Here is a 15,888-nt window from a genome sequence, read left to right as displayed (position 1 = left end):
TTTTCCCTATACATTTTAGTTTTTAGCAAGCGCGTTGCTATGTGCACGGTCAATACCAGCAGCTAGTTCAATAGGTGTCGTTGTATGGCTCATTGCATCAACCAGCTTTCCTTCTGGGTTTATAATATAGAAACGAGAAGCGTGGTCTACGGTGTAGCTAAGTTCAGAAGACGCCATATCAACTAAATCAAAGTAAACACCATATTGTTCTGTTAAAGCGTCTATTTCTTCTTTTGTTCCTGTTAGCCCTTTAATGCGTTTATCAAAATACTTAGCAAACTTGTCAAGAGAATCAAGATCATCACGACCTGGATCGACACTGATAAAGATACCTTGTACGTTGGCATATTCTTCAGGTGGCAACATAGAAAAAGCTGTCGACATCACGCCCATAGAAGAAGGGCAGACTTCAGCACAGTTTAGGAATCCAAAGTAGAGAACGACAGTTTGTCCTTTAAATTGACCAAGGCTGACGGTGCCATCACGGCTATTTAGTTGAAATTCACCGCCAAGATCTTTCAGTGCTTTCTGTCTATCTCCAATCGGGGTTGTACTGTTAGTTATGTAAAGCGCGAAAATGCCAGCGAGGGCAAGTGCTCCAAGAAGGAGCACAATTTTTACAGGGTTTTTCGTCATTAACTTCGCTCCAGCAGAGTAGAAACTACTGTATTACTAGCTTGATAATTTTCTGATAGGTCTCCCGCTGAAAAGTCGAGAGAAATAAGTAAACAAAACACCATGATGTTAGCGATTGAGCAAAGTAACATCTGTTTGCCCCATTGCGCATCTGGCACTTTTTGGTAGCCCACTTTGGCAATATATAACCAGTGAAGACTGACTAAACCCACACCCAGTGCATACCAGCTACCCGCATAACCTAGGTAGTTAAGTGCTAAAGCAGCAACAGCAAAGGCAATAATGTAAGCGATGATGTGTAAACGAGCACGTGCGATACCCACTTCTACAGGTAGAACGGGAATAGATGCTGCTTTGTAATCATCAAATCGGTAAATGGCAATGGCATAGGAATGCGGAAGTTGCCAGATACAGAAAGTAATGAATAAGATTGCAGCGCCTGCATCAAAGTGACCTGTTACTGCGCAATAACCGATAACCGGAGGACATGCGCCTGAAAGTCCGCCTATCAATGTGCCGTAAACGGATTTACGCTTGTAATAAAGGCTATATAAACCGACATAAACAACGAACCCGAGCACACCAAATTGCAATGCAACCGTTGTTGTAAATTGACTTAGTATATAAAAGCCAGATAAACCTAATACCGTAGCCCAGATAAGCGCATGAGATACAGGTATAACATTTTTAACGAGCTCTCGTTCACAGGTGCGTTTCATTAAGCGATCGATATCTTTATCGATCACGTTGTTGAAAACACAGCCAGACGCAACGATTAGGCTAGTACCCATACAAACAGCAAGCAGTAATAGCCAATCGATATTGCCTTGAGAAGCGAGAAGCACACCACCGATGGCGGCAACTAAGTTGCCGCCGATAATACCGGGTTTGGTGATTTTTAGATAAGGTCTATACATCCTGTAACCCTATTAGTGACCCATCAGCATGTTGTGATTTAGGTGTTCCATAATCCACAACGAACCGATGAGGATAATTGCGACAATTACCACAACAAAAACAGCGGAGGAGGTATTCCACATCTGCTTTGATGAGGTGTTCATATGTAAAAAGTAAACAAGTTGAACAAAAATTTGCGCGACGGCGAAAACCATGATTACGCCGATAATGAGCGGCTTAGAACCGATTCCAGCCATCACCATAACAAAAGGTACTACAGTTAGAATGATGGATAGAATCAAGCCATTTAAATACTCTTTTACACTACCGTGAGCCTGTCCACCTTGGCCGTGCTCAGATGAATTAGCCATTACAATACCCCCATCAAGTAAACAACGCTGAATACACAGATCCAAATAACATCTAGGAAGTGCCAGAATAAGCTCAGACAAGCTAGACGCGTCTTATTATCTTCAGAAAAACCATCACGCTTGAAGTGGACGAATAGAACAATCATCCAAATCAGGCCAGCAAATACGTGAAGGCCGTGCGTTGCAACAAGTGCATAAAAAGATGACCAGTATGCACTGCTGTGGAAAGTGGCACCTTCATTACTGAAATGCCAGAACTCATAAAGCTCCATTACTAAGAAAGACAGACCGAGCGCAAAGGTAATGCCCAACCACTTGAGCATACCTTTCATGTCTTCTTTGTTCGCCTTAAGCATTGCCATGCCAAAAGTGAAACTACTTAGAAGAAGTAGGGCAGTTTCACCAGCAACGAAAGTTAAGTTGAACAGTTCAGTTGGCTCAATTTGTCCAGCAAAGCTGTTTGAGAAAACGGCAAACACTGCGAAAAGCGTACCGAATAATAAACAGTCACTAAGGATATAAATCCAGAAACCAAAGACTGTATCGCCTGCGTAATCATGATGGTCATGATCGTCGTGATCATGACCGCCATGTGACTGAGCAGCGACGTTTGGTTCAAATGTATGTTTAACTTCTGTAGTCATAATTGCTGTCAGTCCCTATGCCGTAACAGGTTTTAGGTCAGACGAATCATCTTCATCCTGATCTTCGTCTTTGTTTTCTTCGCTTGTCGAACCTTGTTCGCCATAAACACGTGCTAGATGTGCACGCTCAATTGCTTCAACTTCAGCAACTTCAACGTAGTAGTCTTTGTTGCGCTCAAAGCTATATGCAATCCATGACGCCAAAATACCAACACCGCTAGCGATTACCATCCACCAGATGTGCCATACAAAAGCAAAACCGAGTGTTAATGCGAATGCGCTGATCACAACACCTGCCCAAGTATTCTTTGGCATATGAATGCGCTTGTAACGTTCAGGCGCTTTGTACGCTAAACCGTTCTCTTTTGCATAGTGGTGCTCATCACGGTCGTGAATCTTAGGGAGAACTGCGAAGTTGTAGAACGCTGGTGGCGAAGAGGTTGCCCACTCAAGCGTACGTCCATCCCATGGGTCACCAGTAAGATCAAGGTTTTGCTTACGGTCACGAATACTTACGTAAACTTGGTAGAACTGAGTCGCAATAGCCGATGCAATGATGAATACACCAAATGCAGAGATCCAAAGTAGTGGTGCCCATTCAGGATTATCAGCAACATTTAGACGACGTGTCATACCGCTGAAACCTAGAACGTAAATTGGCATGAAGGTTACAAAGAAACCGATAGTCCAAAGAAGACAAGAAAGCTTGCCTAGTTTTTCGTCTAGCTTGAAACCCGTTGCTTTCGGGAACCAGTAAGTGAAACCTGCAAAGTAACCGAATAGCGCACCACCGATAATTACGTTATGGAAGTGAGCGATAACGAACAAGCTGTTGTGCAGTACGAAGTTCGCTGCTGGAACTGCAAGCATTACACCTGTCATACCACCAATTGTGAAGGTAATCAGGAATGCAATTGTCCACCACATGCTCGCTGAAAACTCAACGCGACCTTTGTACATGGTAAATAGCCAGTTGAATATCTTAACCCCGGTTGGAATAGAGATAATCATCGTAGCAATACCAAAGAAGGCGTTAACACTTGCCCCTGCACCCATGGTGAAGAAGTGGTGTAGCCATACCACGAATGACAGAATCATGATAACGGCTGTTGCCCACACAAGTGATACATAGCCAAATAGACGCTTACGTGAGAATGTCGCTGTGATTTCTGAGAAGATACCAAAAGCAGGTAAAATCAGAATGTATACTTCAGGGTGACCCCATGCCCAGATAAGGTTAACGTACATCATTACGTTACCGCCCATATCTGTGGTGAAGAAATGGGTGCCAATGTAACGGTCAAGTGTTAATAGCGTTAACGTTACTGTCAGAATTGGGAAAGCCAAAACAATCAGTGCGTTCGCACATAGCGATGTCCATGTAAACACAGGCATTTGCATCAGTTTCATACCTGGTGCACGCATGCGAATAATGGTTACAACGAAGTTAACACCGGTCAGTAGGGTACCGATACCAGAGATCTGTAGCGCCCAAAGCCAGTAGTCGACACCTACCCAAGGACTGTATTCCATACCAGATAATGGTGGGTAAGCAAGCCAACCTGTTGCAGCGAATTCACCGATAAACAGAGACATGTTAATCAGAATTGCACCAACAACAAATAGCCAGAAGCTCAAAGAGTTCAAGAATGGGAAGGCTACGTCACGTGCACCAATTTGAAGTGGAACGATGATGTTCATCAGGCCAACCACGAATGGCATGGCAACGAAGAAAATCATGATTACACCATGGGCACTAAAGACTTGGTCGTAGTGCTCTGGAGGTAAATAACCCGTTCCATTGATGGTTGCTGCTGCTTGCTGGGTTCGCATCATGAAGGCGTCAGCAAAACCACGGAAAAGCATCACTGCCGCAACAATGATGTACATGATACCGATTTTCTTATGGTCGACGGAAGTAAACCACTGTTCCCATAAATACTTCCACTTACCGTAGTAAGTGATTGCAGCCACAAGTGCTAGTCCACCCAAAAGAGCGCCTAGCATAACAGGTAATATGACTGGGTCTGTAAATGGAATTACATCCCAATTTAGTTTGCCGAAGATAGGATCCGGATCGGCGTAGACATCGCCTTTATAAGCCATTTTGGACTCCCGCGTGTTTTTCAATGATATCTTTGAATCGAAGAGGATCGACAGAAGCAAAATAAGTCACAGGGTGAGCTGTTTTAATTTGCTCTTTAGCATTGGCTGTCAGTACGTCGTAACTACTGTCGTTCAATACTTTGTCGGATGTTTTTACTTTTTGAACCCATTGGTCAAAGTCGGCATTGTCTACAGCGTGTGCTTTGAACTTCATGTTGGTAAAACCAAAGCCGCTATAGTTCGCAGAAATGCCACGATAAACGCCTTCTTCTTCTGCCATTAGGTGAAGTCTATTTTCCATCCCAGCCATCGCGTACACCTGGCTACCAAGTTGTGGGATGAAGAATGAATTCATCGTGGTATCAGATGTAACTAAGAATCTCACTGGGCGGTTTACAGGAAGCGCGATTTCATTAACCGTTGCTATTTGCTGTTCAGGGTAGATAAACAGCCATTTCCAGTTCATTGCAACAACTTGGATAGTCAACGGTTTTTCTTCAGACGCAATCTCTTTACGCGGGTCGAGAGAATATGAGGTTTGATAAGTGATCCAACCTAGCGCAAGAATGATTAAACAAGGAACGGCCCACACAATCACTTCGATTTTTGTGGAGTGCTCCCAATTTGGTTTGTATTCCGCATCTTTATTACTGTGACGGTATTTATAAGGGAAATACACGGACATCAGCAAAACAGGGACTATAATTATCGCCATCAAAAGTACTGATGTAATGATCAGTGTAGACTGGGCTTGGCCAATCGAACCTTTTGAATCGAATAGAACCATGTTACTGCTAGTAAATAGAAACGTTAAAAGTGCTACTGATAATATTGCAAGGATCGTTATCCCAACTTTCCTGCTACGTGTTATCTTCATTTTTCCTCCCTGACCTTGTACTACTTTCATTTAATCCAGTAATGAAAATCAGAAGACTGCTTTAAAAGAATTGTCAAATATTTATTATTGATTTGTAATTATTTAACGTGTAAACAAAATTTAGAAATTTGTTATGCGTTATAGATATTAACCGTGTCTGATTTCCTTCTTTTGTTCATAAGGTTTATGACTGCAATTTAATGGCAAAAGAAAGCAATGTAAAACACATGTTGTATTTTGTTGCAAAATGATGATGTTCGTTGCAAATTTTCACTGATTTCGTACAAAAAAACAATGGTGTTGTGTTCAAATTTTAATGAATGTGTACATACATAGCTTAATGATTCGAGTGACTAATATAGGGACTTTTATGTAACTTAAGAATTTTGCTTGCATTCTCTTTGGTTATGATTTTCTTAATATTTTATGTTTTAAAGTACGATATGGATCATTTTTGTGAGTCACTTTGTTCCTGATGTTTTTATGATTTTCTAACCCAAAACGCTTGGGTGATTGAGATCTCATTTTTTTTATTGCTAATTTAAGTTTTGTTACCAAATCGAAACATTAAAGATGGGGGTTAGTTTGTTTTAACTTTCTATGTTTTTTTCTTGATTATTGGCTGATTGCACTCTTTAGCTTTAGATAGGTTAGGACTGTCAATGACGATAGAATTGAGAACGAATGTTGAATCCAGCAAAATTTATCGATATTCAGAAATGAGTAAAAGGCGTGAATCATGGGTATCAGTTAAGACACACCAACATCGATTGAACCGCAATCAATGATTAGAATGAATCAAGAGACACTTTATATGGCGGGTGTTCTGATGTTGTTGCTGGAGTACAGATACCCTCCTAGAAATGAAGGATCGGTATGTTTCGCTAGTGGTGGTTTATGAGCTAAACAGAGAAAATTTAGCGAGTGATTATGCCGCTTTCATGGTTCGGATCTATCAAGCTAACCTGATAGTATAGATGGACGGTGGACGTTTCCAAACACTGTAAAAACATCCAAGTAAGAGAAAGTAAAAAACCGATCAGTTGATCGGTTTTTATATTTTAAATCAATATGATATCTGCGAGTTATTCTTCTAATTCGCTTTTGGTTTTTTCTTGCTGAGTAATGCTACCTACTTCAAGTAGAGGAGCGACATCAAGGTGCTCGGCATTCATCATGGTTGAAATACGCTGTACTGATGACAGTAACAGTGATTGTTCCCAATCGTCCAATTCTTGGTATTGAGAAATAAAGCTATCTTGTAACGGCAATGGCGCTTTTTCAAGTAGCGCTAAGCCATCTTCGGTAAGGTGAGCATGCACTTTTCGCTTGTCTAATTGGCTACGCTGACGTACCACTAAACCGCGTTTTTCTAGTCGATCAAGGATGGTCGTAGCCGTTGCTTGGCTCATATTAGTATTATTAGAAAGCTGACGAATAGTTACTTCTTCACCTGATGCTTTAATCGCTCGCATCAAAACTAATTGAGGCCCTGTCAATCCTGCGTTTTTGTTCAATTTTCTTGAATGCAGATCGATAGCGCGAATAATTTGTCGAAGAGCAATCAGTACTTCTTCGTGCTTGTCCATGTAAATCTCCAAATCTTACAGCGGCATATTACGTGTTGAGATTTATCACTGCGGTAATAAATCTCAATGTTGCAATATGTATGATTACGCTAGCTATAGCAAAGATTATACGTGAAAAACATCGAGATAATCGTTATATCTGTTCGAGTTATGGTTTTTTTAAAAAATTAAATGCAAATTATTATCATTAAATGCGGCTGATGTGTTTCAAAATGTTACCAATCTGATATTATTGTAAATAATAACAATTATCAATTAGATTTCTATTCTTGATTTTATTAAGAAACGCTCTAACAAGGAAGGCGCTTTAATGAACAAAACATTGACTCACACTCTGATTGCAGCAGCGATTTTTACGTTGCCTACCGTGACACTAGCGGCAACCAAGCAAGAGGTGGTGACGCATTATGCTGATCTTGCACACAGTGTTTATAGTGATGCATTAACGACCGCAAAAGATTTAGATAAAGCGATTGCTGCTCTTGTTGCTAATCCTTCTGAAAAAACACTTTCAGCAGCACGTACCGCATGGAAAGCTTCTCGTGTTCCTTACCAACAATCTGAAGTATTCCGTTTTGGCAACGGTATTGTTGATGATTGGGAAGGACAATTAAATGCATGGCCGTTAGATGAAGGTTTAATTGACTACGTAGCGAATGATTACCAACACGAGCTTGGTAATGAAGGTGCAAAAGCGAATATCGTAGCAAGCAAAACCCTGAATGTGGGTAATAAAGAGATTGATGTTACTAAGATCACGCCTGAATTGATTGCTGGGTTAAATGAATTAGGCGGTTCTGAAGCAAATGTGGCTTCTGGTTATCACGCGATTGAGTTCTTATTATGGGGACAAGATCTTAACGGTACTAAGAGTGGCGCTGGCGATCGTAAATTTACAGATTTTGTAAAAGGCGAAGCGTGTACTAACGGTAACTGTGATCGCCGTGCTGATTATTTAACGGCTTCTTCTCAACTGTTGATTAACGATCTGCAATGGATGGAAAAGCAGTGGTCAGCAACAGATGCGAAGAACTACCGTAGTGAACTACTAGCAGAATCAGCAGATAACGGTTTGCGTAAAATGCTATTTGGTATGGGCTCTCTTTCATTAGGTGAGCTTGCTGGTGAGCGTATGAAGGTGGCATTAGAAGCCAATTCAACGGAAGACGAGCACGATTGTTTTTCAGATAACACCCATAACTCGCATTACTACAATGAGCAAGGTATCTATAACGTTTACACGGGTACTTACACCCGTACTAATGGTGAAGTGTTAACAGGTCCAAGTATTAATGACCTAGTGGCAGCGAAAGATAAGAAAGCCGCGGCTGAAATTAAAGCTGAATTTGATAAAACTCGCGCTCAACTCCAAACACTGGTTGATTCAGCTGAAAAAGATAACCAACACTTTGATCAACTTATTGCTACAGATAATAAAGCCGGCCATGCGTTGGTGAATAAATCTATTATGGCGTTAGTGCAGCAAACGGCTGAAATTGAAAAAGCGGCAAGTATTATTGGGGTAAGTAACCTAAATCCTGATACAGCAGATCATCAGTTCTAAACGACTTACTGCTCAACAAAAATATAAAGAATAAGTCGCCAGCAGTTAGGGCGACTTTATTCGTATTTTAATAATAAGAATCTATGAGTGTGAGTATGAAGTATTTAGCAACGATATTGATGTCGTTAGGGTTACTGCCTGTTATCGCGTCGGCAGAATCATCTCTTCCTGATACAAAACCAAAGTATACCCAAGAGCAACTGGCAAAAATTAAATCTGGCGGTGATACCACCACGCCAAAAACAGGTGCCAATGCCTTTTCTTTGCCTTCAAGTAATTTGCCAATGTCTAAGCGATTAGATTTCAGTGTTGGTAACAGTTTTTTTCGTAATCCTTGGGTACAAGCCCCTGCAACAACCGATGCCCGTGATGGTTTAGGGCCGTTATTTAATACCAACGGTTGTCAGAATTGCCACATTAAGGATGGGCGCGGTCATCCACCTGAAAAAGGCGATATTAATGCTGTCTCTATGCTGGTGCGTTTAAGTATTCCAGCACTAACAGATGCCCAGAAAAAACAGTTGATTAAAACTGGCACAATTCCAGAGCCGACTTATGGCGGCCAATTACAAGATTTTGCCTTGCCTGAAGCTAAACCAGAAGGGCAAATAGCATTAACCTACACTGATGTACCTGTGACGTTTTCTGACGGTGAGGTGATAACCCTACGTAAGCCTAATTTAACTATTACGGATCTCAATTATGGCCCAATGGTGGAAGATGTAATGTTATCTGCACGTATTGCGCCACCAATGATCGGATTGGGTTTGTTGGAGCATATCCCAGAGGCGACATTGAAGTCTTTTGTTACTGCACAAGCCGATGAAGGCAGAGGCGTAAGCGGAAAATTAAACCAAGTGTGGGATGTGCAAGCGAATAAAACGGTGATTGGACGCTTTGGTTGGAAAGCGGGGCAACCCACTTTAATGCAACAAAATGCTGCTGCGTTTAATGGTGATTTAGGCTTAACCAGTGCGTTATTTGAACAAGAAAACTGTAGTGATGCGCAATCAATTTGCCAAGAACTGCCTAATGGCGGAAAACATGAAGTCACAGACAAAGTGCTCAAGTTTGTTGAATTTTATTCGCAGCATTTAGCGGTACCTGCGCGTCGAAATATTACTGATCCTCAAGTTATGAAAGGCGAAAAGTTGTTTGCTGATATTGGCTGTGAAAGTTGTCACCGCACGAATATTAAAACGGCTACTGTCCCTGATCTTCCAGCGTTATCTGAACAAACTATCAACCCTTACACCGATTTATTGCTACACGATATGGGTGAAGGGTTAGCAGATAATCGTCCGGAGTTTTTAGCGAATGGGCAAGAATGGCGAACACCGCCGTTATGGGGATTAGGTTATACCGAGGAAGTGAACGGACACACTAACTTTTTACATGATGGGCGTGCTAGAACAGTTATGGAAGCGGTGTTATGGCATGGCGGTGAAGCACAAATGAGCCGCGATAAAGTGTTGCAACTGCCGTTATCTGATCGCCAAGCATTAGTCGCGTTTTTAAATTCACTGTAAAAGGAGCGGTATTGTAATGAAGAAGTATGCAAGCCAATCTCAGATTATTCTTACCGTTTGTACAGTGGCGTTAAGTATTATGACCACAGGTTGTAGTGAAGATAGCACCGACGATAGTACTGACGTTTCACAATCAGAGCCCAAACCAACGCCACTGATTGAAAATGTAAAACCTACGGAGACGTTAGGTTTTAATCTTACGCCTGTTTATGAACTGTCATTGGATGCCGCAACAAAGTATCAGCAATCGACCCGTTTACTGCATGATAGCGTAAATCATATTTGTACTCAGTACAGTGATGCATCTGTAAAAGCGGCGCAAGAGGCATGGTTAACAACCATGCAAAACTGGATGGCATTACAAGGCCGAGAAAAAGGTAGTGAAGAAGCTTTAGCGTTAAGCTGGCAAGTGCAATTTTGGCCTGACAAAAAGAACACCACAGGTAGAAAGCTTAAACAGTTATTACAGTCAGAAAAAACATTTAGTAGCCAAGACATTGCTGATCAAAGTGTGGTTGTGCAAGGTTTAGGTGCTGCTGAGTGGTTTTTATTTCAAGAGCAAAAGCAGTTATCTCAGGCTAATTATTGTCAGTTAGCCGATGCAATAACAGGGCATATGGTACAAACCGCTTCAGCTTTAGTCTCAGAGTGGAAACATAACCCATGGCAAACATTACCACCGCCATTAGCCTTGGGTGAATATTTAGGCGCACTCAATAACCAGCTTGATTACACCCTTAAAAAACTGACGCGTCCAATGGGTAAACCGGGTAAGCCAAAACCCTATCAAGCGGAAGCGTGGCGTTCACAAACATCAATGGTGAGTTTAAAAGCGAGTGTTGAAGCATTACACCAGTTATATTTAGCCAATGGTAAAGGTCTACATGCTTTATTGATTAATGAAGGACATGAGATCACCGCAAATCGTATTAATCAGCGCTTTGAACTGTTGTTAGCCGATTGGCCTCAAGAAAAGAGCATGGGAGCATTACTCAAAACAAAAGCTGGATACCGTGAATTAATTAATGTGTTTAATGGGCTGGAATATATTCAGTTAGCGTTACACGATGATGTTGCGGCAGAGCTAGGTATTGTGATGGGGTTTAATGCAACCGATGGCGACTAATTTATCGAGGCGTAAATTATTACGTTATGCGCTTTCATCAGCGAGTGCTTTACCGTTTATGTCGTTAACAGGCTGTGATGCCAGCGCGAGACATGGTGTTTCAGTACAATCACACAGTCAGCCCAAACTGATTGGTTGTAGTCGAACCGCAGCAGGGAAATTTGCAGCTATTGTGGCTGATTTATCAGGAAATCCACTGCTGAAAATTATGCTACCTGCACGAGGTCATGGTATTGCGTTGCAACGTAATGGCTCATTAACCGCGGTGTTTTCTCGCCGTCCTGGGCAATATGTTCAAGTGTTTGATCATAAATCAGGTACAGAGTGGGGCTTACGAGCAGCAGATCCTAATCGTTACTTTTACGGCCACGGTGTTTTTTCTGATGATGGTCAGTATTTGTATACAACGGAAGGAGAATCCGCAACCAGTCGCGGTATTATTGGGGTCTATGAGGTTAGGCAAGGTTTACCTAAAGTGGCTGAGTTTAGCGATTTTGGTATTGGTCCTCATGAGGTGATTTGGGCTGATAATAATACCTTAGCGGTGGGGGTTGGAGGGGTGCATACCCAAGGAAGAACACCGTTAAACCTTGATTCAATGCAGCCTGCATTAGTGTATGTAGATAAGCGCCGAGGTGAGATTGTTGATCAAGCTGAACTTGCAGATAAGCGTCTTAGTATTCGCCACCTTAGCTTAATGGATAATGGCGGTATAGCTTGCGGTCAACAGTATCGTGGTGAGCCTGAACAGGCCGCACCGCTGGTGGCAACCCATCAACGGGGTCAGGCATTGCATTCTTTATTGGCGGAAGATGAACAATGGTTGAGGTTTAATCATTACATTGCCAGTATTGGTTCGATTGATGGCTATTTATTAGCAACCTCACCAAGAGGGAATTGTTACGGTATTTGGGATCAATCAACGCGAGAGTTAGTTGAGGTGAAGCCTTTGGTTGATGCTTCTGGCGTTGCAATGCTAGATAACCATTGGGTTGTTGGCTCAGGCGCAGGGAAAATACTCAGTATTGATACCCATTTTAAAAAGACGTCAAAACAAAGTGCGATTATGTGGGATAACCATTGGGCACTGTCTGCTGTCTAATCACGGTATTTTCTACGGTTTAATTATAAATGCTGTTTCTTCTTATTATTAAGAAACAGCATTGTTTTTTGCAATATGCAAACATTATTGCTATTAATTCCCCGTTTCCTTTCTATTCTTGTAGATATATTTAACTTTAACTAAATTGCGTCTACATTTAATTCTCTAAATACTATTATTAGTAATAGCGAAGTAGTGCTTGGGGACTTCTATGACTATTTGTAAGTATTGGTATTTCACCTCTGTATTATGCTTATTTTCTATTAATCTTGCAGCTTCATCTGATTTATCATCTCACTCTACAACAGAAAATAAAACGCTTGAAATAAAAGATAAGCAAATTATTACGTCTGAATTAATACATTCATCAGGTGAAGAAATATTTAGCAATAATCATACCGTTAGTCAGCAATATCAAATAGCGAAAGGCTGGGTAACAGATATTGCTAATAATGTACAAGGTATTCAGTATCTTGATAAATTGGCTGAGTTGTATTTTACGATTGGATATAGTCAAGTGTGGCAAGATCAAATTGCTATGGCTGAATTTGAAGATCAACTTTATTTATTGTCATTAACAAAAGTTTCTCCTGATTTAACCCGTCGTTATCATAATTTAAAACGTTATCGAAAGAGTGATGATTGGCGCTATTACGATGTGCTGGCAACTGATACATTATTTGCATATATGGGTTTTATTGAAGCGGTACAGAAAAAAGGAAACTTATGGTTATTTGGTGATATACCTCCCACAATACTGCCATTACCTTCTGATGGGTTTATAGACAAATTATTAACAAGCCATGAACAACAACGTTTACGTAACTTTATTGCTAGGTTAAAACCATTCGATAATGAATATACAGAGCTTGTTACTGCGTTAAATAAACTTAACGAGATAAAAGATACTCGATGGCCTGTCTTTTTATTTAAAGGCAATATTCACCCAGGACAGTATGTTAACAATATTGAGGGTGTTGTCACTGTGCTGGAAACATTAGGCGATATGACGGCATTAGAAGCGAAGAAAGTACGTACTCAAAAAAGAAAATATTTAACAGGCCCTGTTTTGCTCGCAGTAAAGCGTTTTCAACAGCGACACGGTTTAAAGAGTGATGGCGTAATAGGCGCCCACACCCAGCAATGGTTAGCATTAAATATCAAAGAGCGTATTCGGCTATTGGCACTAAATGCACAACGTATGCGATTATGGTCGGTCAAGCCAGACACTGGCATTGTGGTGAATATTCCCAGTTATCATATGGACTTATGGCTTGGCGGTGAAAGGGTACTGGGAAGTAAAGTCATTGTTGGACGCCCATCAAGACAAACGCCTATGATTGATTCTGATATTCAATCGGTTGTCTTTAATCCCTATTGGAATGTCCCACATTCTATTATGAAAAAAGATATTATGCCGAAGGTGAGAATAAATCGAAATTACTTGTCTAGCAATAATTATGAAGTGCTAAAAGGATGGGAGAATGCACAAAAAATAGCTATTAATTCAATTCCATATTATTTGTTATCACCGAATCGTTTTCCCTATCGTTTAAGACAAAAGCCAGGAAAGAAAAACGCATTAGGAGTATTTAAATTTAATTTCCCGAATAGCCAAGCTATTTATTTACATGATACCGCTTCGCGATTTTTATTTGAAAAGCATGACCGTGCATTAAGTTCTGGTTGTATTCGAGTTGAACAGGCAAAAAATTTAGCAAAGATACTATTAGAATATTCAGGAAGTAGTGAAGAACGTTTTAATCATTTATCTGAAAGTAAAAAAACGCGCACGATAGTGTTAGGTGATAGTAAAAATGTACCTGTAGATTTAATTTATCAGACTGCGTGGGTCGATGAGTTAGGCTTAGTGAATTATCGTAGTGACATATATCAGTATGACCGCGATCAAGGAAATAATAGTTCGTTAATTTCTGCTTACAATTACTGAACTAGATAACCCCATGAAAATAAATAGTAGTTCTTTCGCCATTAAAAATATGTGACATGGCTCTTTGACTACTTTATTAATGATGGATATCGTGCTGGAAAAAGCGGGTGGTATACGCCTTGCATTATTCCAATAAATAGCACGTTTTTTTATCATGAGTTGGTATGTCAGAAATTAATATTAATCGCCGTAAATTCCTTGCTCTCGGCGGAGCGGTTGTCGGTTCTTGTTTATTACCTAATATAGCAATTGCCAGCCCATTTAAAGCTTCCGATCCTCGTGATCTATTGATTCGTAATCTTCATACAGGTGAAGAGTTAGAAACAAAGTATTTTAATGGAAAAACGTATGTCGGCTCTGCGGTAAGACAAATTGATCATCTGTGTCGTGATTTTAGGCAAAATGAAGTGGCTCGCATTGATCGTCGTTTATATGATGCAATCTCACAAATTCAGACATATTTAGGCCATGAAGGCTATGCTCAACTTATTTCGGGCTATCGTTCGCCAAAAACCAACAAAATGTTGGCAAAACGCAGCGGTGGCGTGGCGAAAAAGAGTTATCACATGAAGGCACAAGCTATCGATTTTAATCTTGAAGGTGTTCCATTATCAAAAGTTCGCCAAGCGGCAATGGATCTGAAAATTGGTGGTGTGGGTTATTACCCTGGAAGCCAGTTTGTGCATATTGACACAGGTCCGGTACGTAACTGGCGCGGTTAATTAGATGCTATAAATCGTCGCTATATTTTTATAAATAATCGTGGCATTCTTTCGGCTTATGTTTATGGCTAGGATGTTAAGCGAGTATGAGTCTTAAGTATCAAATTGTTCCTGTTACACCGTTTCAGCAAAATTGCTCAATTATTTGGTGTGATGAAACAAACCAAGCGGCGATTGTTGATCCTGGTGGTGACATTGAACAATTAACCAAGGTGGTTGACGAACTAGGGTTAACGGTTACTCAACTTATTTTAACCCATGGTCACCTTGATCATGTTGGAGGTACAGCGCCTTTATCTCAGTCTTTAAATGTGCCGGTTATTGGCCCACATAAAGATGATGAGTTTTGGCTACAAGGCCTACCGCGTCAAAGTGAAATGTTTGGCTTTCCGATGACGGAAGCATTTGAGCCAACGCAATGGTTAAACGATGGTGATGAAATTCATGTCGGTAATCAAACTTTGCAAGTTCTCCATACCCCAGGACATACACCTGGACATGTGATTTTATTTAGCAATGACGCTAATGTTTCATTTGTTGGCGATGTGCTATTTAAAGGGGGAATTGGTCGAACTGATTTTCCTCGTGGTGATCATCCAACATTGATCAACGCGATTAAAACTAAGCTGTGGCCATTAGGTGATGATGTGACTTTTGTACCGGGTCATGGTCCATTATCGACATTTGGTCATGAGCGAGCAACAAACCCATTTGTTGCTGATGAAATGCCATTGTATTAATGCGATTTTCTATTCTATAAAGTGAGGCGCTAGC

14 protein-coding genes are annotated in these 15,888 nt (G+C 40.8%); 7 read left to right on the top strand and 7 right to left on the bottom strand.

Going from position 1 to position 15,888, the window contains the following annotated elements:
• Positions 1-15 precede the first annotated feature (15 nt).
• The 7 genes from C9J40_RS00905 to C9J40_RS00875 form a co-directional block, all read right to left on the bottom strand.
• Positions 16-636 carry an SCO family protein gene (locus C9J40_RS00905; RefSeq protein WP_107205776.1) on the bottom strand — a complete coding sequence of 207 codons (621 nt, stop codon included), beginning with the start codon at positions 634-636 and terminating at the stop codon, positions 16-18.
• The gene (cyoE, locus tag C9J40_RS00900; RefSeq protein ID WP_045082985.1) at positions 636-1,553 is read right to left on the bottom strand and encodes a heme o synthase; all 918 of its coding nucleotides are present in this window, start codon (positions 1,551-1,553) and stop codon (positions 636-638) included. The genes C9J40_RS00905 and cyoE overlap by 1 nt, the downstream gene beginning before the upstream one ends.
• A gap of 12 nt (positions 1,554-1,565) precedes the next feature.
• Positions 1,566-1,904, bottom strand: a complete 339-nt coding sequence (gene cyoD / locus C9J40_RS00895; RefSeq protein ID WP_005367198.1) for a cytochrome o ubiquinol oxidase subunit IV — start codon at positions 1,902-1,904, stop codon at positions 1,566-1,568.
• Positions 1,904-2,548: a cytochrome o ubiquinol oxidase subunit III gene (cyoC, locus tag C9J40_RS00890; RefSeq protein ID WP_107205777.1), complete on the bottom strand. Its 645-nt coding sequence runs from the start codon at positions 2,546-2,548 to the stop codon at positions 1,904-1,906. Before cyoC ends, cyoD begins: the two co-directional genes overlap by 1 nt.
• Positions 2,549-2,563: 15 nt before the next feature.
• Positions 2,564-4,615, bottom strand: coding sequence for a cytochrome o ubiquinol oxidase subunit I (gene cyoB / locus C9J40_RS00885; RefSeq protein WP_199187009.1), 2,052 nt, complete (start codon positions 4,613-4,615; stop codon positions 2,564-2,566).
• A 28-nt stretch (positions 4,616-4,643) separates the two neighbouring features.
• Entirely contained in the window at positions 4,644-5,531 is an 888-nt protein-coding gene (gene cyoA / locus C9J40_RS00880; protein WP_107205779.1) for a ubiquinol oxidase subunit II, read from the bottom strand.
• A gap of 1,085 nt (positions 5,532-6,616) precedes the next feature.
• Positions 6,617-7,120: a MarR family winged helix-turn-helix transcriptional regulator gene (locus C9J40_RS00875; protein ID WP_005367205.1), complete on the bottom strand. Its 504-nt coding sequence runs from the start codon at positions 7,118-7,120 to the stop codon at positions 6,617-6,619.
• Positions 7,121-7,430: 310 nt separating this feature from the next.
• On the opposite strand from C9J40_RS00875, the gene C9J40_RS00870 reads away from it, so the two are divergent.
• The 7 genes from C9J40_RS00870 to C9J40_RS00840 all read left to right on the top strand — a co-directional run bounded on the left by C9J40_RS00870 (position 7,431) and on the right by C9J40_RS00840 (position 15,854).
• A complete protein-coding gene (locus tag C9J40_RS00870) occupies positions 7,431-8,684 on the top strand; it encodes an imelysin family protein (protein WP_107205780.1) in 1,254 nt (417 codons plus the stop codon).
• A gap of 95 nt (positions 8,685-8,779) precedes the next feature.
• Positions 8,780-10,213 carry a di-heme oxidoredictase family protein gene (locus C9J40_RS00865; protein ID WP_107245418.1) on the top strand — a complete coding sequence of 478 codons (1,434 nt, stop codon included), beginning with the start codon at positions 8,780-8,782 and terminating at the stop codon, positions 10,211-10,213.
• A 16-nt stretch (positions 10,214-10,229) separates the two neighbouring features.
• Positions 10,230-11,339, top strand: coding sequence for an imelysin family protein (locus C9J40_RS00860; RefSeq protein WP_107245416.1), 1,110 nt, complete (start codon positions 10,230-10,232; stop codon positions 11,337-11,339).
• The gene (locus tag C9J40_RS00855) at positions 11,320-12,441 is read left to right on the top strand and encodes a DUF1513 domain-containing protein (protein WP_199187000.1); all 1,122 of its coding nucleotides are present in this window, start codon (positions 11,320-11,322) and stop codon (positions 12,439-12,441) included. The genes C9J40_RS00860 and C9J40_RS00855 overlap by 20 nt, the downstream gene beginning before the upstream one ends.
• Before the next feature lie 211 nt (positions 12,442-12,652).
• A complete protein-coding gene (locus C9J40_RS00850; RefSeq protein ID WP_107245414.1) occupies positions 12,653-14,392 on the top strand; it encodes a murein L,D-transpeptidase in 1,740 nt (579 codons plus the stop codon).
• Positions 14,393-14,565: 173 nt separating this feature from the next.
• Entirely contained in the window at positions 14,566-15,114 is a 549-nt protein-coding gene (locus C9J40_RS00845) for a YcbK family protein (protein WP_199188045.1), read from the top strand.
• Positions 15,115-15,200: 86 nt separating this feature from the next.
• A complete protein-coding gene (locus C9J40_RS00840) occupies positions 15,201-15,854 on the top strand; it encodes an MBL fold metallo-hydrolase (RefSeq protein WP_107245413.1) in 654 nt (217 codons plus the stop codon).
• Positions 15,855-15,888 lie beyond the last annotated feature (34 nt).

Source organism: Photobacterium sp. GB-72, assembly GCF_003026095.1.
Lineage (GTDB): Bacteria > Pseudomonadota > Gammaproteobacteria > Enterobacterales > Vibrionaceae > Photobacterium.
The sequence above is the reverse complement of the archived record's forward strand: the minus strand, read 5'-3'. Positions and strand labels throughout refer to the sequence as shown.

Excerpts from the sequence above, each read along its gene's own strand:
- C9J40_RS00865 (WP_107245418.1), top strand. The coding sequence starts at position 8,780 with ATGAAGTATTTAGCAACGATATTGATGTCGTTAGGGTTACTGCCTGTT.
- C9J40_RS00855 (WP_199187000.1), top strand. The coding sequence starts at position 11,320 with ATGCAACCGATGGCGACTAATTTATCGAGGCGTAAATTATTACGTTAT.
- cyoE (WP_045082985.1), bottom strand. The coding sequence starts at position 1,553 with ATGTATAGACCTTATCTAAAAATCACCAAACCCGGTATTATCGGCGGC.
- C9J40_RS00870 (WP_107205780.1), top strand. The coding sequence starts at position 7,431 with ATGAACAAAACATTGACTCACACTCTGATTGCAGCAGCGATTTTTACG.
- C9J40_RS00840 (WP_107245413.1), top strand. The coding sequence starts at position 15,201 with ATGAGTCTTAAGTATCAAATTGTTCCTGTTACACCGTTTCAGCAAAAT.
- cyoA (WP_107205779.1), bottom strand. The coding sequence starts at position 5,531 with ATGAAGATAACACGTAGCAGGAAAGTTGGGATAACGATCCTTGCAATA.
- C9J40_RS00860 (WP_107245416.1), top strand. The coding sequence starts at position 10,230 with ATGAAGAAGTATGCAAGCCAATCTCAGATTATTCTTACCGTTTGTACA.
- C9J40_RS00850 (WP_107245414.1), top strand. The coding sequence starts at position 12,653 with ATGACTATTTGTAAGTATTGGTATTTCACCTCTGTATTATGCTTATTT.
- cyoD (WP_005367198.1), bottom strand. The coding sequence starts at position 1,904 with ATGGCTAATTCATCTGAGCACGGCCAAGGTGGACAGGCTCACGGTAGT.
- cyoC (WP_107205777.1), bottom strand. The coding sequence starts at position 2,548 with ATGACTACAGAAGTTAAACATACATTTGAACCAAACGTCGCTGCTCAG.
- C9J40_RS00905 (WP_107205776.1), bottom strand. The coding sequence starts at position 636 with ATGACGAAAAACCCTGTAAAAATTGTGCTCCTTCTTGGAGCACTTGCC.
- C9J40_RS00875 (WP_005367205.1), bottom strand. The coding sequence starts at position 7,120 with ATGGACAAGCACGAAGAAGTACTGATTGCTCTTCGACAAATTATTCGC.